Source organism: Streptomyces sp. R-74717 (assembly GCF_047305335.1).
Classification (GTDB): Bacteria; Actinomycetota; Actinomycetes; order Streptomycetales; family Streptomycetaceae; genus Streptomyces; species Streptomyces atratus.
Genome location: NZ_CP102361.1, coordinates 9816861 through 9834104, shown reverse-complemented (window position 1 = coordinate 9834104; position 17244 = coordinate 9816861). Strand labels below are relative to the sequence as shown.

The window sequence follows — 17244 nt, the reverse complement described above, 5'->3', positions numbered from 1 at the left end:
AGAAGGCTGATCATGGCCCCATCGACGTCCAGCGCCATCACCCTGAACATCAATGGCGAGAAGTACACACTGCCCGTCGACCATCGCACCACCCTGCTCGACGCCCTGCGCGAGCATCTCGATCTGACCGGTACCAAAAAGGGCTGCGACCAGGGCCAATGCGGCGCCTGTACGGTGCTGCTCGATGGGCGCCGGGCCGTTTCCTGTCTCCAGCTCGCAGTCGCGGCCGAGGGGCGCGCGATCACCACCATCGAAGGCGTGGCCGATGGTGAGCGGCTGCATCCGGTACAGCAGGCATTCCTCGACCTCGACGGCTATCAGTGCGGATACTGCACACCGGGGCAGATCTGTTCGGCCCTCGCGGTGATCGAGGAGCACGCGGCGGGCTGGCCGAGCGCCGTGACCGACGATGTCCGGCCCGAAGCGGGAGCGCCTGCACTCACCGCCGAAGAGATCCGCGAGCGGATGAGCGGCAACCTGTGCCGCTGTGGCGCCTACGTGTCGATCGTGCAGGCGGTCGCGCAGGCGGCAGAGGCGGCCGGGACCGAGGCCAAGGAGGCGGCAGTATGAGGGAATTCGGCTACGAACGCGCTTTCGACGTCTCCGGAGCGGTCGCGCTGCTCGGCGCCGACCCCGACGCCCGCTTCCTCGGCGGCGGCACCAACCTCGTCGACCTGATGAAGGCCGGCGTGGAAAGGCCCGCTCTGCTCATCGACGTACGCGATCTTCCGCTCGACGGAGTGGAGTTCACTGACGACGGCGGGCTGCGCATCGGCGCGACCGTCACCAACAGCGATCTCGCAGCCCACCCCGAAGTACGGCGTCGCTACCCGGCGTTGGCGCAGGCCGTCCTGGCCGGCGCCTCGGGGCAGCTGCGCAACATGGCCACCGTCGGCGGGAATCTGCTCCAGCGGACCCGCTGCGGCTACTTCACCGACCTGAGCAAACCCTGCAACAAGCGTGCCCCCGGCAGCGGTTGCCCCGCCCTCACTGGCGAGCACCACAACCACGCGATCCTCGGCACCTCCGAACACTGCGTCGCCACCCATCCCTCGGACATGGCGGTCGCGCTCGCCGCCTTCGACGCCGTCATCTCGTACGAAACGGCGGACGGGCCGGGCGAGTTGCCGATAGACGAGTTCTATCTGCCCGTGGGCGAAACCCCGCACATCGAGACCGCCCTTCCTGCGGGCGCGCTGATCACCGGCGTCACGCTGCCGCAGGCCCCGGTCGCCACCCACTCGCGGTACCGAAAGGTGCGCGAGCGTGCCTCGTACGCGTTCGCGATCGGCTCGATCGCCGCCGCGCTCGACGTCCAGGACGATGTCGTACGCGAAGTGCGCCTCGCGTTCGGGGCCGTCGCGTCCCGACCGTGGCGGGCCCGTGCGGCCGAGCAGGTGCTGATCGGCAGCCCGGCGAGCGCGGAGGCGTTCGCCGCCGCGGCGGATGCCGAACTGGCGGCCACCGAGGCGCTTCCCGAGAACGGATACAAGGTGACGTTGATGCGCAACCTCGTCGTGGCCGTGCTGACCGAACTCACCGAGGAGGCCGCCCGATGACCACGACGACCAAAATCGCCGCCGCGACGGGAGCCGTCGGCTCCGCCCGTACCCGCGTGGAGGGCCGCGACAAGGTCACCGGGGCGGCCCGCTACGCCGGAGAGATCCCCTTCGCCGAACTAGCCCATGGCTGGCTGGTGTTGTCGACCGTGGCCCGTGGCCGTATCCGCTCCGTGCAGGACGCCCCGGTCCTGGCCATGCCCGGCGTCCTCGCCGTGCTGCACCACGGGAACGCGCCGCGCGTGGAAACCGACTATGTGGGCATGCTGGGGCGGCCGAATCCGGTCCTCGGGATCTTCCAGCACGACCGTGTGCCCTTCGTCGGCTGGCCGGTGGCGCTGGTCGTGGCCGAGACGTCCGAGCAGGCCAGGGAGGCCGCCGAGGCGCTGGTGGTCCGGTACGACGAGGAGCCGCACGACGTCGCGTTCTTCACCGGACGCTCCGGTGCGTACACGCCGCAGGACAACCCGATGCTCCAGGCCGAGACGGAGAAGGGGGACGTGGAGGCCCAACTCGACGCCTCCGCCGTCGTCGTGGACGAGGAGTACACCACACCGGAGGAACACCACAACCCGATGGAGCCGCATGCGGCGACGGCTCGCTGGGACGGCGGTCGGCTCGACGTCGTCGACTCCAACCAGGGCAGCACCTGGGTGGCGAGCGAACTCGCGCAGCTCTTCTCCCTCGATCCTTCCTCCGTACGGGTGCGGTCCGAACACGTCGGCGGCGCCTTCGGATCGAAGGGGCTGAGCCCGCACCAAGTGGCCGCCGTGATGGCCACGACCGTCCTCCACCGCCCGGTCCGCGTAGTGCTGACCCGCCGCCAGATGTTCTCCCTCGTCGGTTTCCGCAGCCCCACGGCGCAGCGGATCAGGCTCGGCGCCGACGCCGACGGCCGGCTGCGCGCGTTCGACCACCAGGCGCAGAGTCTTACGTCGACCGTGCATGAATTCGTCGAGTCGAGCGCCGTGCTGGGGCGCGTGATGTACGACGCCGACGCGCATCACACCCTTCACCGGCTCGTACGGCTCGACGTGCCGACCCCGGCCTGGATGCGCGCACCGGGCGAGGCACCGGGATCTTTCGCCCTCGAATCCGCCCTCGACGAACTGGCCGAGAAGTGCGGCATGGACCCGATCGCGCTGCGCGCACGCAACGAACCCGAGACGGGTCCCGTGTCCGGGCTGCCGTTCAGCAGCCGCAATGTGCTCGCCTGTTTCGAGGAGGGCGCCCGCAGGTTCGGCTGGGCGGACCGGGACCCGCGTCCCGGCCTGCGCCGTGAGGGGCGCTGGCTGCTCGGAACCGGTACGGCGGCGGCCACCTACCCCTCAGGAGTCGGCCCGTCCACGGCGGCCGTGACCGCGGAATCGGACGGAACCTTCACCGTGCGGATCAACGCGGCGGACATCGGGACCGGGGCACGGACCGCGATGGCCCTGGTCGCGGCGGACGCGCTGGAGGTGGATCCGGACCGCGTCCGTGTGCGCATCGCGGACAGCGACCTCGGCCCGGCGATGTTCGCCGGCGGCTCCATGGGCACGCGCTCCTGGGCGTGGGCGGTGACGGTCGCGGCGGACGAGCTGCGGGAGCGACTGTCCCCGGGAGGCGCCATTCCGCCGGAGGGAATCACTGCCCGGTCGAACACCGCCGAGGCCATCGGCGCCCTCGCGAAGAAGGAACGGCACTCCTTCGGCGCGCAGTTCGCCGAAGTCGCGGTGGATGTCGCCACCGGTGAGGTGCGCGTGCGACGGCTGCTCGGCATCTACGCCGCAGGCACCATCGTCAACCCGCTCACCGCCCGCAGCCAGTTCATCGGCGGAATGACCTGGGGGCTGTCCATGGCTCTCCATGAGGAGGCGATCAGAGACCAGGCCTCCGGCGGCCACGTCGGTGCCGACCTCGCCGGCTATCACTTCGCCGCGCACGCCGATGTGCCGCTCATCGAGGCGGACTGGGTGGACGACCCCGTCCCGGACGACCCGGTCGGGATCAAGGGCATCGGCGAGATCGGCGTTGTGGGCGTCGCCGCCGCGATCGCCAACGCGGTGTGGCACGCGACCGGCGTACGTCACCGCGACCTGCCGATCCGTCCTGACCGCGTCCTGCGTGCCGCGGACGGAGCGCGGCATCGGGCAGCGGAGGGAGCCCGGAGTGCTTGACATCGCCGAGGAGCTGAACCACTGGTTCGAGGAGGGCCGGGACTTCGCCGTCGCCACCGTCGTGGCCGTCGGCGGCAGCGCGCCGCGCGGTCCCGGCGCCGCCCTGGCCGTCGACAGTCACGGCACCGCCATCGGTTCCGTCTCCGGCGGTTGCGTGGAAGGGGCGGTGTACGACCTGTGCGTCCAGGCGCTCCGGGACGGCCGGACAGTGCGCGCACGGTTCGGCTACAGCGACGAGGACGCCTTCGCGGTGGGGCTCACCTGCGGCGGCGTCATCGAAGTCCTGGTCACGCCGGTGCGCGCGGACGCGCCGGTGTTCCAGGCAGCGGTGTCGGCCGCGGACCGAGGAGAGGCGGCGGCACTCGCCCGGGTGGCCCGGGGCCGGGGGGAACTGCTCGGCAGGGCGCTGCTCGTTCGCCCGGACGGATCGTACGAGGGCAGCCTCGACGGACATCCGGAACTGGACGGGACGGCAGTGGCGGAGGCCCGCGCGATGCTGGACACCGGCCGCACCGGCACCGTCGAGATCGCGGAGGACGGGGCAAGCTGCCCGGGCGGAGTGACGCTGTTCGTGGAGTCGAGGGTGCCGCCACCCCGGATGATCGTCTTCGGCGCCGTGGACTTCGCGACGGCGCTCGTACGGGCGGGCAAGTTCCTCGGCTACCACGTGACCGTGTGCGACGCCCGGCCGGTCTTCGCCACGCGTGCCCGCTTCCCCGCAGCCGACGACCTCGTGGTCGACTGGCCGCACCGCTACCTCCGGCGCACCGCGACCGACGAACGAACCGTTCTGTGCGTACTCACTCACGACGCGAAGTTCGACGTTCCTCTGCTGGAGACTGCCCTGCGACTGCCGGTCGCGTTCGTCGGCGCGATGGGCTCGCGCCGCACCCACGAGGACCGCAACCGGCGCTTGCGCGAAGTCGGCGTCAGCAACCGCGAGTTGGCCCGCCTGCGCTCCCCGATCGGCCTCGACCTCGGCGCCCGCACGCCCGAGGAGACCGCCCTGTCCATCGCGGCGGAGATCGTCGCGGCGCGCCGGGGTGGAACGGGGGTTCCGCTGACCGGTTCGGGGACGCCCATTCACCATGACGTGGACGGGAAAGAGGAGGGCGAGGCCCGCTCTCGAGCGGCGGCGTGACCCGGCCGCGGCTGCAAGGGCATGGAGGCCGGGTCGTCGCCGTGCAGGACGACCGGGCCCTCGGCTTGACGTCCGGGAAACGCAACGCAGTTCGGTACCCGTTCAACACGGTTCGGCTCCCGTTCCGGGACGCCCGCACCCGCTGGGGGAACAGCTCAGGGACGTCCCCTGCCGGACGCAGGACACGGGGCCTCCTCAACGAACGGACACGCCCGGCCAGGCCTGCGTGCCGTCCAGGCAGGACATGCCCGGCGCCAGCACAGCCGGCCCTCAGTCGTTCAAACCCCACTTGGGCGGGAACCACGCCCGCAGCGGCCCGGCATGGAGCCGGTACGACTGTTTGATGTGGCGGCGCCCGCCGATGCCGGCGATCTCCGGGTGCGCGACCCTGGCGTACTTGTCAACCTCACAGAGCAGGTCCTGGCAGTCGATCAGTTGGAGAGGCCGTCCCTTCAGTCCGTGGAAGGGAAGATCAAGGCGGGCGAAGTGCTACGAGAATCTGTAGCCCGAAGACGAAGGACTGGTCGGCACGTCGGCGTCCACCCGGGGCGGCGTGCGGTGTTACTGGTCAGCAGGGGGACAAGTCCGGGGCGCACTCCAAGGGCGCCGCCTTGAAACGGATTGCCGTAAGTGCCAGAACAACTATAAGGTCATTACATGTCACGTGTACGGCAGGCAGTCGAGGACGACGTCGCGGAGCTCGTACGCCTGCGGGCGCTGCTGTTCGAGACCCTCGGCGGCGACTTCTTCAACCCCTCGTCAGCAGACGACGACTGGCGGCACACCCTTGCTGCGGTGCTGAAGGAACAGTTGGCAGCGGATGCCGTTCGGATCCTCGTCGTGGACGGCAACAACGGCCTTGCCGCCTGTGGCATCGGAACCATCGAGCAACGACTGCCCGGCCCGCACCTGCGCAACGGCCGGATCGGACATGTGATCGGCGTGGTCACCGATCCGGCGAATCGACGACGCGGCCACAGCCGCACGATCATGCAGAGCCTGCTCGACTGGTTCCGGGACCGTGAGGTCGCCCGAGTGGACCTGTACGCCTCTTCCGACGGCGAACCGCTCTACCGTGCACTCGGCTTCGTCGACCATCCCGACCCCTCGCTGTGCTGGCGTCCGTGACAGGCGGCCCGGCGCCTTCAAGAAACCTTTGCTCTCTGAAGATCGCTCGCCGGAGCTTCACAAACTGCGGCTGGAACTGAAGGCGTGCGACGCCTTCCTCGACCCGGGCGACACCCTCGTCATCCCGAGCCTGGACCGCTACAGGCGGTCCCTCCGAGATCTCATCCCCCGTGATGACAGGCCATCAGGTGGTTCACGCCGCAGTGGGTACGGACCCACAAGGCTTCGCTTCCGTTGCGGATCCGCCACGGCGGCCTGCGGATCAGACCGTGGTCGTGGCAGTGGTCCCGGAACGCTGCCGGACCCGTGCACAGGTCACCCTGATCGACCCGGGCAGGCGAAGGGCGGCACGCACTGTAGGGGACTCCGCTGTGCTCGCCCACGTGCGCGCGATGCCCGCATCCGGGAGGCCCGGGCAGGGGCTGTCCCGCGAGGTGGTCGCACTTGGCCGACGAAGCGCATGGGGCCCATCGCAGCCCTCGAGTTGGACGAGGGACTCGTGTGCCGAGCTAGCGGAATGCCACCGGCGGGCGCACGCCGCTGAAGTCGATCGCGCGGTCCGCCTCGCGCAAGGTCTGCTCGGCCACCCGGCGCGTCTCGGCCGGAACGTCCCCGTGCTCCTCCACAAGCCTGGCGTAGATCGGTGCCTCGAACCTGTCTGCGGAACTCATGTTGAACCTTCTGTCGGGGGACGGGCGTCTTCCGCCGGTGAGGGGAAGCGGCGGCCGAGTATACGCGCTGCAGGCAGGACGCCGCAGAGTTGGCCGGAGGCCGGGCAGCGACGGAGCACACTTCCGCCCAGAGGCCCCACGCCCGCGGCGAGCAGGTGGCTTGACAAAGCTGGTTCATCGGCAGTCGGCGGTGCGCCAGGTGACCGGTTGGGGCAGCCCGTCCGCGAATGACGCACTCCAGCGGCGATGAAAAGATCCGCCTGGTCGGCGCGCGAAGGGCTCCCGGGCGGGCTCCGCCTCCCACACTGCCCGAGACCCCTCGTTCCCGCGCGGCCCGGCCGGTCGTTGGGCCGCACGGGGGCGGGACTTCCAGGCGCCGGCCGTGCCGCAAGTGCTCAGTTCCTACGGTCCGGGCTCCATTCGTAGACCATGGGAGCGGTCTGGATGACCTCGCGTGGCCAGACCTGCCGAAGTCGGTCCAGTCGGGCTCGGTGGTCCTGGATCCAGTCGGCCCGTGGCTGGATCCAGAAGAATATGGAAAGCCGGTCGGGGTCGTGGATCGTCACACACACGGACTGATCCTCATTGAGCCGAATGCTGAGCTCCAGTCCCCCTGCAAGAAGTAGAGCTCAAGGCGTGCGTCGAGGAAGCTGGTGGACACCAGGACATCGGCGCGCAGGGTGTCATGTCCGGTCAGAATGCAGGGCTGATGACGTCCAGTGACGCGAACGATGCACCGGTCGCCGTCTGCGCTCACCAAATGAATCAGGTCGACTGGTTCCGGCTCTCCCACAGTGCGCCTCCTCTTGGCCCAGTTGGTGCGACTGGCGTGCATCCTCGCGCATGCGGTGCGCGCGGACGCAGGATCCCCTCGACGAACGTTCGACGGATCAGCGGTCCAGGACGAGGCCGGTGCCGCTCAGGCAGCCGTCGATCAGGGGGCGGTACTGCCGCATCTTGAGCTTGCGCTTCACGGCCGGTGTGATCCGGCCCAGGTCGGCTGCGGCGAGGCTTCCCCACTCCCGGGTGCTCCACACCCCCTCCCCGCACCTCCGTGTCACCGACGTCACCCACAACCTCTCAGGGATGAAAGGCCTTACCCACTGGGCCCGGCGGTCCCACCTTTCGTTCCAATGGTCGTCCCGGCACCCGTATCCAAGGGCCCCTATGTCACGGCCTGGCTGGAATATCCGACTGGTCGGTCTGGGTGTCCTGACAGACACCTCACGGCGTCAGCCGGTCAAGTCCCCTGGAACGAGGCCGCCGTTCACGGCCCGCGTCCATAGCGTGTGGTGCCACTCGTTGGCTTCGGGAGCGGGCTTGGCGGTCAGCACCGGATTCGGGCCGGTCTCGATGAGGTGCAACAGCGACCACGCAACGCCGTAGCAGTCGTCGGGGCCGAAACACGCAACCAGCGCCTTGGCCTCCTCCGCCGTAACCGGTCCGGAGATCGCCTTGAGCTGATTGTCGCGCCTCTCCCCTTCACTCGCGTCCCAGTCGGGGATGAGGACCATCGGCGACGAACATCTGCACTGCGGATCTCATATTCGAATGATCGGCTGCTGCCGCCAGCTGAGCAAGCCGTCCTGGCAGGAGTCCGCCCGCTGAAGGGCTGCAATCCGACGCTGCGACGACCACCGGGGTGCCGACGAGCCCGCTCTCGCGGCCGGCTTGGAGCGCCGTCGGCAGGAACTGGCCCTCGAAGAAGCCCCAACGCCGATCCGGGCAGGGGACCGACAGACCTCAACAGCCGGTTGGTACTGATGCGCCCCCGATGCCCCAGCGCTCCGCCGAGGACGACTGAGCGACGCCCCAGCCGGCATCGGCGCTCCGGGGTCCGTCTCTCGGAACATGGGGACGGATACCAAGAGACGGCCGGCCCGTAGACCCAGTGCCGGCCACATCGCTCAGCGGAACACCCGATCAGCATCTGGGTCATGGGCGCGCCTACGCAAGCTCGGCGACCGACTCCCACGGTCCGGGTCGTGCGGGAGCTGGATGGGCCCTCGATGCACCGCTGTGCCGGGCCTGCGAGCCTGCTGTCGGTCACCCCGCAGTGAGCCCGCCCAGTCCGTCGTGCTGACCGTGCGGGCGCACCATCCACCACAACTGGCCGCCCCTCGCCTGCCGGACGGTCCCCTTCGTGCCCGGCGGCGCCTCTTCGGCCAACGTGGCCAAGGCTGCCGATCAGATCCAGCAGCGTGTCGCCGGCCGTCACGCGCAGCCTGTACGAACCGACCGGCGGCCAGGGGCTGGCGCCGTGGCCGCAAGACCGAGGGCGAGCACCCGGAGCTCGCCGGCTGGCGCCGCCCCCGCTCGGACCCCGTCAGCGGCTACCGAGATTCCGTGCAGCGAGCAGGATCAGCGCGGAGCGGTCCTCAAGGCCCGCATCCCACGCCACCCAGTAGAAGCGGCCGGCCCGAAGGCCGTTGAATCTGGATTACCTCGTCGCTCACGTGGCGTCCCCGGTCGGCCGGTGCCACACAAGCCTCGGTGTGCACGCTTCCTCGCCGGTCCCCCTCTACTTTCCATCGGCGCTCCTGCTTGGTACCGACCCACGGACGTAACGACGCCACGTGCAGGTGATGAACGACCAAATCGCCCATTACCTCGTAGGCGCCGGCGTACCCCAGGTATGGAGATGTCCTGAACAGGGTCGCTGTGTCGACCGGCTCGCCCGTCCCCGTCTCCGCTGCCATGCCGGACTCCAGGTCCGGGTTCAGCATGCTCACGGACATGTGGCCGTCCGCGGTGTAGGTGATCAGTCCTGTCGGACGTTGCCCCAGGGGGTGTTCGAGCGTGTGGCCGGAGACGTCCACGATGGCGACGGTGCTGAGCAGCCAGGCGCCTACGAGCGGATGCTCGGACGCATCGGGCCGGTGGGCGGGTCGACGGTGCGGGACGGGGTGTACACGCGTTTCCTTTCCAGGGCTTCTGGGCTTCTGGGCTTCTGGGCAAAACTGTGTAGGGACGATTTCGCCCTCGTCGCTACCCGTGCAACAGACCGCCGATGCCACGTACGAACCCCCCGACACCAGCTGGTCCCTCCAGGGTGTCCTGAAACCCCCCTCCCCGGGTGCCTTCCGCGCCCACAGGGCATGGGCATGCCCAGACGCTGTTGTTTGGTTTTTGATGCTGAGTCACGAGAGCGGCTGTCACTCAGCGCCGAGATCCCCCTCATCCGCGGGACCTGGTCGCCGAGTTCTGGTTCTGGCTCAACTCCGGCATCGATTCCAAAGGACCGGCCCCGCGACGGCGCTCGGCTCACGGCACTACGGGCCGTCACCACAGGTCAGGATCGGGGACCAGCAATGACGGGCATTCAGGACGACGGCGCACACCTCCCGCCCGGACAGTGTCAACAGGGACACGCTGTCACCCTGGGTGAGTGAGCGTCAGGAAGTCGCCCGGAAAGGCTAATGATGCATCAATCAGCCCAGGAACAAGCATAATTGACAACTCATCCGATAATCCGGTAATCGCATATGGGTGTCTCATGTACCCCGATCGGCGCCCCGGCGCCAATCCTCCAAGGTGTCCGATATGACAGCTATGGGGACCGTCGCTACGTTCAATCACAGGCCGGCTGCTCGGCCGACCTCTCTGAGACAGGAGAAGTGACATGGTTACCCGTTCCACTGTCGTTACCGCAGCCATCGCGGCCGCCGCGGCACTGGCCGCCACCGGCATCACCTACGCCTCGGCCGCCACTACCGAGCCGGCCCACTCATCCCCTGTCGCCCAGCAGGCCACCGCCCCCGTTTCGGCCCTCGACGGCGGCGACGCAGGCAAGGGCAGCGATGGCAAGGGCAACGACGACCGGGGCTACGACGACGACCGGGACTACGGTGACCGGGACTACTACGAGGGTCGGATCCAGATCAACGAGCGCACATACGCCGACGCCCCCGGTGGCTGCATCACCGTGGTCAGCGGCCTCGGTTCCAACAGTCTCAACATCCGCAACGACAGTCGCAGGACCATCGAGGTCTTCCGTGGGGTCACCTGCGACAACGGCGCCCCCATTGCCACCGTCGGACCTCACAGCTCCAGCGACGGCGTGTTCCCCGGCCACGTCCGGGGCGGCGTCTTCGTCCACGACGGCGTCGTGGGCAGCTTCCGGGTGCTCTCGCGCCACTACGACAGCGGCTACGACGGCGGCTACGACGGCCGGTGATCGAGACAATCGCGTGATACAGAATCCCGGCCCGCCGGAATCGGGCCGGGGTTCCGGTCTGCGCACCCCCTGCCGGGACACCCCGGTCCCGGTGCCCACACGCACTGCCCGACAACCCACACACACCTGCCACACCCAAAAGAGCCGGACAGCGAGGCACCAGCAGCCCAGCCAGAACACCCGCCCTCACACGCCCCCTGAACCATTCGGGGTTTTGATCGAGACCCTGGTTTGCGACTGTGACCTGGGATTTATGGTTCTGCTGGTTTTAGGTGGCTTCGTATTCGACGGGTGGGACGTAACCGATCTCGCCGTGCAGCCGATGGTGGTTGAACCAGCCGACCCACTCGGCGGTGGTCAGTTCGACCTGGAACAGCGTCTCCCAGGACCGACGGGGCTTGATCAGCTCAGTCTTGAAGTGTTTGTAAACACTTCTTTGGGCTCCGCTGCGAGAACCCGAAGTGGCCCCAGTGATGTACGAAGTTGATCTGGCTCCAGTGGGCTGTCATCTGCCAGGAGTACGTAAGTGGGTTCTGCCACCGTCGGGCGGAGCGTCCGTCCAGCGGGCAGTGGAAAACCGCTCGACGGATCTATCCGGGGCGGGGCATGCTCCGCACTCGTGACGACGCCGAAGCAGCTCCTGGTCCAGACCGCCGCCCGCAACAACGCCGACTGGTGCGCGGCGATGAGCCGATCGCACGACGTGGCGAGCGAGTTCGGGACACAAGCCTGGACGGCCCCGACCCGCACACCCCTGTACTACCCCGACGCGGTGACGCTGGTGCCAGGTGCCGACCCGACCGCGCTGGCTGAGCGGATCGACATCACCGCGCCCGGCGCCTCGGTCAAGGACAGTTTCGCCGACCTCGACCTGACGGAGGCTGGCTTCCACGTGCTGTTCGAGGCGCAGTGGATCCACCGCCCGGCGGGTGCGCCCGCCATCACTTCGGATCTTGCCTGGGACGTGGCGGGTAACCCGGACAAGTTGCGCGCCTGGGCGCTCGCCTGGGACGGCGGGGACGGCAGCGCGGGCCTCTTCCGACCCGAGTTGCTCGACGACCCAGCCACCTTCGTGCTCGCCGGACAGTCACCTGACGGCCGGGTGATTGCCGGAGCGGTGGCGAGCCGCAGCGACCATGTGGTCGGAATCTCCAATGTCTTCGCCCTGGACGGCGGCCCTGACGCGGCCTGGCCGGTCGTGCTGGACGCGGTGCACCGACTCTTTCCCAGCCTGCCCGTGGTCGGCTATGAGCACGGGCAGGGTCTGGCGGCCGCCGTCCGCCAGGGCTTCCAGCCGGTCGCTCCGCTGCGGATCTGGCTGCAGGGCTGAACCGGGCCCAGGGCCCCGATGGACACCACTGACACTGCCGTCGCAAACATCATTGGTGACAGGCCCACGTTGGAGTGAATGCGCTGGGCTGTCCGCCCGATGGCGTCAGGGTGTCTCCCGTTGATCACGGTCATGTCGGGGCCGTGCGTGTTGGTCACGGTCGTGTCGGGAGGCCGGGGTGGGTTCGTCGCGCGTCGAATTGTTCGCGAAGATCCGTCGGGACAAGCTTCTAGATCCGGACCTCTCCCAGCGTGTACTGGCGGAGAAGTACGGTGTTCATCGCCGTACGGTCCGTCAGGCGCTTGAATCGGCGGTGCCGCCGCCCCGGAAGGAGCCCCGGCCGCGGGTGACAGTGCTGGATCCGGCCAAGAACTGGATCGACGCGATGCTGCGGGAGGACCTGACCGCGCCGCGGAAGCAGAAGCACACCGCCCGGCGGATCCATCAGCGCCTGGCGACGGAGTACGACTTCGACGGGGCGTCGTACTCGTCGGTCTGCGACTACGTACTGGTGCGGCGTCCTGAGATCGAGCGGGAGGCCCGCGAAGGCCGCCAGCATCTGGAGGGCATGGTGCCGCAGATCCACTTGCCGGGTGAGGAAGCGGAGGTGGACTTCGCGGATGTGTGGGTGCGTCTGGCGGGGACAGCGGTCAAGTGCCACCTGTTCACCTTGCGGATGTCCTACTCGGGCAAGGCCGTGCACCGACCCGTTGACCGCACTATCGGCGTGTCAGCGTGGTGAGGGCGAGGAGTCTCCGCTCGGGATGTTCCCGATGAGACGGAGATGTGATGGATCACGGTGTGGTGATAGCCGAACGCGAGGTGTCCGGCCTGGTGGTGGCACGGGTCGGCAGGGTGAAGGCGACCACTGCCGCCATGCTGCCCTGGGTAGTGCTCGACGGTGCTGCCTGATCGAAGACCCGGCCATCACCCTGGTGGACGCCCAGCAGGTGATGCGCCACCGGCGCATCACCACGATCAGCACCTACCTGCGGCCCCGGATCGCCCGTCCATGGCTGTCGCCACCGACTTCCTCAACTCCGTGCGACTCCCCGGTGGCGGCAGTCGGTAACCTTTCGCACGTGATCGACGAAGCCGGCACATGGCACCGCCTCGCTGCTCTCCTGCCTCGCGAAGATGCTCTGCAGGTCATGGACGCCTGGAACATCGGCGAGCAGGAGGGCGGCCTCAACCAGCTCGTTTCCTTGCTTGTCCGACAACAAGTCGTCATCGGCGAGACCACGAGAGCGGAGCTCGCCGTGTCGGCGGAAGCCTGGGGGCTGTGGCCCTCGCCGCTGGGTCCGGGAATTTTCCAGTGCACGGGCGATGGGTGCGATTCACCCCTGCGTCTGGTGGAGCACGACGATGATGCCCCCATGACCGGAGCCTGGGTCGGACTTGCTCCTGAACTGCTCCTGGTCCCGTGGATCGCGTGCACCGAATCCGGTCACGTGCTGGCGCGCGCTCATACCCGAGAGACCTGGGGCGACCTGTCCTTTCTTCCTGAGCTTTACGTGATCCTGGACCCTGGCCGAAGCACCGCCATCCACCTGTTTCCGCCCGGCGCCGGCTGGGACGCACTCAGCGCACTCCGCTGACTGTCAGACCCCGCTCCAGAAGTCCGTTGAACCATCGAGTGTGCGGTCACCGAGGATGACGGAAACGCAATCAGCACGACAAAGGGGAAGACGATGACGTCGACCCACATCCACGTCCGCTCGTCGACCGCCCAAGGCCAGATGATCGAGGCGGCATGGGCCAGAGCCGCCACCACGCAGAATACGAGAACTGCCGGCCTGATGCGCCGTTGCTTCTTCACGGGCAAGGAGTACCCGCGCGGCACACCTGTCGTCCGCCGCTTTCCATCCACCTGCACCACTCCCGCCGACTTCCGTCAGCAACGCGGCGGCTCCTCAAGCGTTCCCGCCCGGCCTCAAGTCCGACCTCACGCCAGGTCGGACAGCACTCATTCAGTCGCCCGTATTCCCCGGTCGGCCGCCTCACCGCATGCTATTTCGGGCCCAGGTCAGCCGGAGCATCGAGCATCACCGTTGCCCTTCCTCTGGCCTTGTGGGGCACCCCTCGCCGTCCTGTCCTGTCCCGACTGCTCTGGCTGGTCACTGACGCGTACCCGCAGGGCAAGGACCTGTACGACGCCATCCTGTTGGCGGAAGCCAGTCCACCACGGTACGAACTGGTGCGGGACGCCTTCGTCCTCGGGGGCACCGAGGGGCTGCGGCCCGCCGGTACCTGGTGGCTCGACTGGTTGGATGTGGAGACCGGTTGGGGGCACTTCATCGCCGAACACCCGGGGGTCACGGAGAGTGCCGCGAGCTATCGCGAACGTCTGGCTCGGGCACTGGCACCGCTGTTGGAGACGGCGGTGCGACCGGAGGAGGACTCCTACAGTCAGTGGGCCCGGTGGCTGAATCCGCTCGTGGAGTCCGCGCGCACGACGGCCGCCGAGCACCGTACGGCCGACCTTGGGCACCTCGCCGAAGGGGGAGACGCCGGACTGGCGGCAGCCGTCGTGATCGTACGAGAGCTCGCCGGGAGTCGAAGTCTCGGGCTGGAGGATGCGCTCGCCACCGTTCTGTCCCATGAGGGCAGCTGGCACTACTGGCGGGAGAATCCGGACGCGTGCGTCCGGGCTCTCGACGTACTGCGCTGATGAGCGACTCCCCAGGCCTTTCACCGGGACGGCTCCCGGCACGGCTGCCTGGTTCAGCCGGCCTGGCCGATCGCGCTGCGCAGCATGGCGACTGTCGTCGCTGCCGCCGCGCGCTCCGCGCCGTCCTCCGTCGCACGCACCCGCGCCTCCAGGAGCACCGCGGCAGCCTGGAGGACTCCCACCCGGACGGGAACGCTCTGCATGGCAGCCAGTACGGCCGCCGCGTGTTCGGCGGGGGTTGCGGTCGCGGCCTGCGGAATGAGGGTGGAGATTCCGCGCCCGAGCGCACGGTCACGAGGCGGCTGAGCCGCGGCTGTGGTCACCCGGGAAAGTCTGCCGCACAGGACTCGGGGAATCGCTCAGCGACCTGACCGCGGTTCTTCGGGCCCTTCGTAGACATGGGCGTCAACACCGTTGCGTTGGAGCCTTAAGCCGCAGGTCAAGCCCTGGTGAATGACGCAACGGGACGTCCTGACAGATCAGCTTGTGTCGAGCAAGAAGATCATCGGGAGTCCCGTTGCAGGAGAAGTCTGTCATCACGCGCACGGTCGAGGCGGCCGGGGGTGTGTACGCGCCCGGCCACTTGGACGAGTTGACCCAGATCGTGGACTTCGTGCTGGTGGACTCGGTGATCGAGGAGACCGGGTCACGTGAGAAGCGGCTGCGGCTGCTGCCGTCCCGGGTCGTGGTCTATTTCGTCCTCGCGCTGGCCCTGTTCGAGGACTGCTCCTATCGGGGTGTGTGGGGCAAGTTGACGGCAGGGCTGGTGGGACTGCCGTTGGTGCGTCCGGCGGTCTCCTCGCTGTCCAGGGCCCGACGGCGAATAGGAGCGACCCCGCTGCGGCGGCTGTTCGAGATCCTCGCCGGGCCCGTCGCCCACCTCGGGCAGGCCGGTTCGTTCTATCGAGGGCTTCGGACCGTGGCCGTGGACGGCACCTTGCTGCACGTGCCCGATGAGGAGGCGATCACCTGGCGCTATCCCAAGCGAGCGGGCGAGAGCGTGGAGTTCGGCTACCCGCTGCTGCGACTCGTGGTCCTGGTCGAGTGTGGCACCCGCGCCGTCCTGGCCGCCGCGTTCGGCCCCGAGAGTGACGGCGAACTCACCTACGCAGGCCGCCTGTTGAGTGTGCTGGACCGCACGATGCTCCTGCTGGCCGATGCGGCTTCGATGCGAACGAGTTCGCCCGGGACGTCCAGGCCACCGGCGCCCAATTCCTGGTGCGCTCCTCCGCCCGCCGGATACCCACCCCCTTCCGGCACCTGGGCGACGGCTCCTACCTGGCCCGGATCGGCTACGGCGTCCTGCCCGTCCTGCTGACCGTCCGCGTCATCGAGGCATCCGTCACCGCAACCCTGGCCGATGGCACCGTCCGCACCGAGCAGTGGCGCCTGCTCACCAGCCTCCTCGACCCGGTCGCCCACCCAGCCGCCGGGCTCGTGGGTCTCTACCACGAGCGGTGGCAGTCGGAGACGACGTATTTCTCGATCAAGGCGACCATGCTGGATGGCCGTGTCCTGCGCTCCCGCAGCCTGACCGGCCTCGACCAGGAGGTCTACGCCCTGCTCACCACCTACCAGGCCCTGATCCGCGCCGCCGCCGACACCGCCTGCACCCGGCCCGGCCTGGATATGGACCGCATCAGCTTCACCGTCCTGCAGACCACCGCCGCCGACACCGTCACCACCGCAACCGGAATCCTGCCCCCGGCGGGACCCGCCGAGCTCGTCGGCACCATCGGCGGGGCCGTCCTCGACGCCCTGCACCCCGCCCGCCACCGGCACCGCGTCAAGGCTCGCACCCGCAAGAACCCCACCAGCAAGTACGGACCGAACGCCGGACAACACCCCACGACCAGCCAGAACTACACCGTCCACACCACCGTCACGTTCTTCGAACACGGACTCTCGAACCGCTCACGGACGTAAACGCAACGGTGTTGACATGGGCGTGGACTCGTCTCAACAGGGCTGCCAGCTGCGCCTGTTCGGGTCCGGTCAGAGGGGCGAGCAGTTCCCGCTGCGCAGCCAGGGCCTCGGCCTGCAGGTCCGCGAGCATCGCGCGGCCCGCCCGGGTGGGCGTGACGGTCACCCGGCGGCGGTCGGTGGTGTCGCGAGCCCGGTCCACGAGTCCGGCCACCGCCAGATCGTCCACGATCTTGACCATGTCGCTCCGGTCGATCCCTAGCCGTGACGCCAGCTCCCGCTGTACATGAGGGCCGAAATCGACCAGCGCCGACAGCACGGCCATGTGCCAGAGCCGCAGATCGCGCTCGGCCAGTCGCGCTGCCAGTCGGCTCCGCGCGGTCTTGCCGGTCTTGGACAGCAGATAGGTCGTGAGTCCCAGGAGGCTGGGCGGGGTCTCGCTCATCGACGATATCTTAGGCTTCACCCAATGATGGGTCTCCACC

20 protein-coding genes and 2 pseudogenes are annotated in these 17244 nt (G+C 68.6%); 13 read left to right on the top strand and 9 right to left on the bottom strand.

Translation table 11 applies throughout. The features are described from left to right. Positions 1 to 12: 12 nt before the first annotated feature. From NRF20_RS44820 to NRF20_RS44805, 4 genes are read left to right on the top strand one after another with little or no spacing between them, the layout of a single operon-like run. Positions 13 to 570: a 2Fe-2S iron-sulfur cluster-binding protein gene (locus tag NRF20_RS44820; protein WP_413754411.1), complete on the top strand. Its 558-nt coding sequence runs from the start codon at positions 13 to 15 to the stop codon at positions 568 to 570. Next, positions 567 to 1559: an FAD binding domain-containing protein gene (locus NRF20_RS44815; RefSeq protein WP_398633241.1), complete on the top strand. Its 993-nt coding sequence runs from the start codon at positions 567 to 569 to the stop codon at positions 1557 to 1559. The genes NRF20_RS44820 and NRF20_RS44815 overlap by 4 nt, the downstream gene beginning before the upstream one ends. Then, positions 1556 to 3718, top strand: a complete 2163-nt coding sequence (locus tag NRF20_RS44810) for a xanthine dehydrogenase family protein molybdopterin-binding subunit (protein WP_398633240.1) — start codon at positions 1556 to 1558, stop codon at positions 3716 to 3718. Before NRF20_RS44815 ends, NRF20_RS44810 begins: the two co-directional genes overlap by 4 nt. Then, the gene (locus tag NRF20_RS44805) at positions 3711 to 4859 is read left to right on the top strand and encodes an XdhC family protein (protein ID WP_398633239.1); all 1149 of its coding nucleotides are present in this window, start codon (positions 3711 to 3713) and stop codon (positions 4857 to 4859) included. Before NRF20_RS44810 ends, NRF20_RS44805 begins: the two co-directional genes overlap by 8 nt. A 270-nt stretch (positions 4860 to 5129) precedes the next feature. Here NRF20_RS44805 and NRF20_RS44800 read toward each other — a convergent pair. Continuing rightward, a pseudogene (locus NRF20_RS44800) lies at positions 5130 to 5336 on the bottom strand (nucleotide kinase domain-containing protein); the annotation flags it as partial. Positions 5337 to 5516: 180 nt separating this feature from the next. Between NRF20_RS44800 and NRF20_RS44795 the strand changes: the two are divergent. After that, complete coding sequence (locus tag NRF20_RS44795) at positions 5517 to 5987, top strand: GNAT family N-acetyltransferase (RefSeq protein ID WP_398633238.1); 471 nt, start codon at positions 5517 to 5519, stop codon at positions 5985 to 5987. 509 nt (positions 5988 to 6496) lie between these two features. On the opposite strand, the gene NRF20_RS44790 is transcribed toward NRF20_RS44795, so the two are convergent. From NRF20_RS44790 to NRF20_RS44770, 5 genes and pseudogenes are all read right to left on the bottom strand, one after another. Continuing rightward, a complete protein-coding gene (locus NRF20_RS44790; protein WP_398633237.1) occupies positions 6497 to 6658 on the bottom strand; it encodes a hypothetical protein in 162 nt (53 codons plus the stop codon). A gap of 395 nt (positions 6659 to 7053) precedes the next feature. After that, positions 7054 to 7493, bottom strand: a pseudogene (locus NRF20_RS44785) (DUF5959 family protein). Between the two features lie 55 nt (positions 7494 to 7548). Beyond that, the gene (locus NRF20_RS44780; RefSeq protein WP_413754410.1) at positions 7549 to 7695 is read right to left on the bottom strand and encodes a hypothetical protein; all 147 of its coding nucleotides are present in this window, start codon (positions 7693 to 7695) and stop codon (positions 7549 to 7551) included. Positions 7696 to 7890: 195 nt separating this feature from the next. Further along, entirely contained in the window at positions 7891 to 8172 is a 282-nt protein-coding gene (locus tag NRF20_RS44775; protein WP_413754409.1) for a hypothetical protein, read from the bottom strand. An 864-nt stretch (positions 8173 to 9036) separates the two neighbouring features. Then, positions 9037 to 9675 carry a lipocalin-like domain-containing protein gene (locus NRF20_RS44770; RefSeq protein ID WP_413754408.1) on the bottom strand — a complete coding sequence of 213 codons (639 nt, stop codon included), beginning with the start codon at positions 9673 to 9675 and terminating at the stop codon, positions 9037 to 9039. Between the two features lie 605 nt (positions 9676 to 10280). Between NRF20_RS44770 and NRF20_RS44765 the strand changes: the two genes are divergently transcribed. Further along, positions 10281 to 10835: a hypothetical protein gene (locus NRF20_RS44765; RefSeq protein ID WP_413754407.1), complete on the top strand. Its 555-nt coding sequence runs from the start codon at positions 10281 to 10283 to the stop codon at positions 10833 to 10835. A gap of 268 nt (positions 10836 to 11103) precedes the next feature. On the opposite strand, the gene NRF20_RS44760 is transcribed toward NRF20_RS44765, so the two are convergent. After that, entirely contained in the window at positions 11104 to 11310 is a 207-nt protein-coding gene (locus NRF20_RS44760) for an IS3 family transposase (RefSeq protein WP_413754695.1), read from the bottom strand. Between the two features lie 144 nt (positions 11311 to 11454). Here NRF20_RS44760 and NRF20_RS44755 point away from each other — a divergent pair, with 144 nt between their 5' ends. The 5 genes from NRF20_RS44755 to NRF20_RS44735 all read left to right on the top strand — a co-directional run bounded on the left by NRF20_RS44755 (position 11455) and on the right by NRF20_RS44735 (position 14836). Beyond that, positions 11455 to 12165, top strand: a complete 711-nt coding sequence (locus NRF20_RS44755; RefSeq protein ID WP_398633233.1) for a hypothetical protein — start codon at positions 11455 to 11457, stop codon at positions 12163 to 12165. A gap of 346 nt (positions 12166 to 12511) precedes the next feature. After that, entirely contained in the window at positions 12512 to 12907 is a 396-nt protein-coding gene (locus NRF20_RS44750) for a hypothetical protein (RefSeq protein WP_398633232.1), read from the top strand. A gap of 47 nt (positions 12908 to 12954) precedes the next feature. Beyond that, entirely contained in the window at positions 12955 to 13077 is a 123-nt protein-coding gene (locus tag NRF20_RS44745) for a hypothetical protein (protein WP_398633231.1), read from the top strand. A gap of 23 nt (positions 13078 to 13100) precedes the next feature. Further along, the gene (locus tag NRF20_RS44740; RefSeq protein ID WP_413754406.1) at positions 13101 to 13763 is read left to right on the top strand and encodes a hypothetical protein; all 663 of its coding nucleotides are present in this window, start codon (positions 13101 to 13103) and stop codon (positions 13761 to 13763) included. Positions 13764 to 14233: 470 nt separating this feature from the next. Continuing rightward, the gene (locus NRF20_RS44735) at positions 14234 to 14836 is read left to right on the top strand and encodes a hypothetical protein (protein ID WP_413754405.1); all 603 of its coding nucleotides are present in this window, start codon (positions 14234 to 14236) and stop codon (positions 14834 to 14836) included. Positions 14837 to 14889: 53 nt separating this feature from the next. Here the strand turns inward: NRF20_RS44735 and NRF20_RS44730 are convergent, their stop codons facing one another. After that, entirely contained in the window at positions 14890 to 15159 is a 270-nt protein-coding gene (locus NRF20_RS44730; RefSeq protein WP_114248592.1) for a hypothetical protein, read from the bottom strand. A gap of 194 nt (positions 15160 to 15353) precedes the next feature. Between NRF20_RS44730 and NRF20_RS44725 the strand changes: the two genes are divergently transcribed. After that, positions 15354 to 16154: a transposase domain-containing protein gene (locus NRF20_RS44725; protein WP_413754404.1), complete on the top strand. Its 801-nt coding sequence runs from the start codon at positions 15354 to 15356 to the stop codon at positions 16152 to 16154. Next, the gene (locus NRF20_RS44720) at positions 16055 to 16762 is read left to right on the top strand and encodes a hypothetical protein (RefSeq protein ID WP_398633227.1); all 708 of its coding nucleotides are present in this window, start codon (positions 16055 to 16057) and stop codon (positions 16760 to 16762) included. The genes NRF20_RS44725 and NRF20_RS44720 overlap by 100 nt, the downstream gene beginning before the upstream one ends. Here the strand turns inward: NRF20_RS44720 and NRF20_RS44715 are convergent. Continuing rightward, positions 16719 to 17204 (bottom strand): MarR family winged helix-turn-helix transcriptional regulator, encoded by a 486-nt coding sequence (locus NRF20_RS44715; protein ID WP_398633226.1) that lies wholly within the window; start codon positions 17202 to 17204, stop codon positions 16719 to 16721. The genes NRF20_RS44720 and NRF20_RS44715 overlap by 44 nt on opposite strands. Positions 17205 to 17244 lie beyond the last annotated feature (40 nt).

Excerpts from the sequence above, each read along its gene's own strand:
- NRF20_RS44795 (WP_398633238.1), top strand. The coding sequence starts at position 5,517 with ATGTCACGTGTACGGCAGGCAGTCGAGGACGACGTCGCGGAGCTCGTA.
- NRF20_RS44775 (WP_413754409.1), bottom strand. The coding sequence starts at position 8,172 with ATGGTCCTCATCCCCGACTGGGACGCGAGTGAAGGGGAGAGGCGCGAC.
- NRF20_RS44810 (WP_398633240.1), top strand. The coding sequence starts at position 1,556 with ATGACCACGACGACCAAAATCGCCGCCGCGACGGGAGCCGTCGGCTCC.
- NRF20_RS44765 (WP_413754407.1), top strand. The coding sequence starts at position 10,281 with ATGGTTACCCGTTCCACTGTCGTTACCGCAGCCATCGCGGCCGCCGCG.
- NRF20_RS44715 (WP_398633226.1), bottom strand. The coding sequence starts at position 17,204 with ATGAGCGAGACCCCGCCCAGCCTCCTGGGACTCACGACCTATCTGCTG.
- NRF20_RS44745 (WP_398633231.1), top strand. The coding sequence starts at position 12,955 with ATGGATCACGGTGTGGTGATAGCCGAACGCGAGGTGTCCGGCCTGGTG.
- NRF20_RS44815 (WP_398633241.1), top strand. The coding sequence starts at position 567 with ATGAGGGAATTCGGCTACGAACGCGCTTTCGACGTCTCCGGAGCGGTC.
- NRF20_RS44790 (WP_398633237.1), bottom strand. The coding sequence starts at position 6,658 with ATGAGTTCCGCAGACAGGTTCGAGGCACCGATCTACGCCAGGCTTGTG.
- NRF20_RS44820 (WP_413754411.1), top strand. The coding sequence starts at position 13 with ATGGCCCCATCGACGTCCAGCGCCATCACCCTGAACATCAATGGCGAG.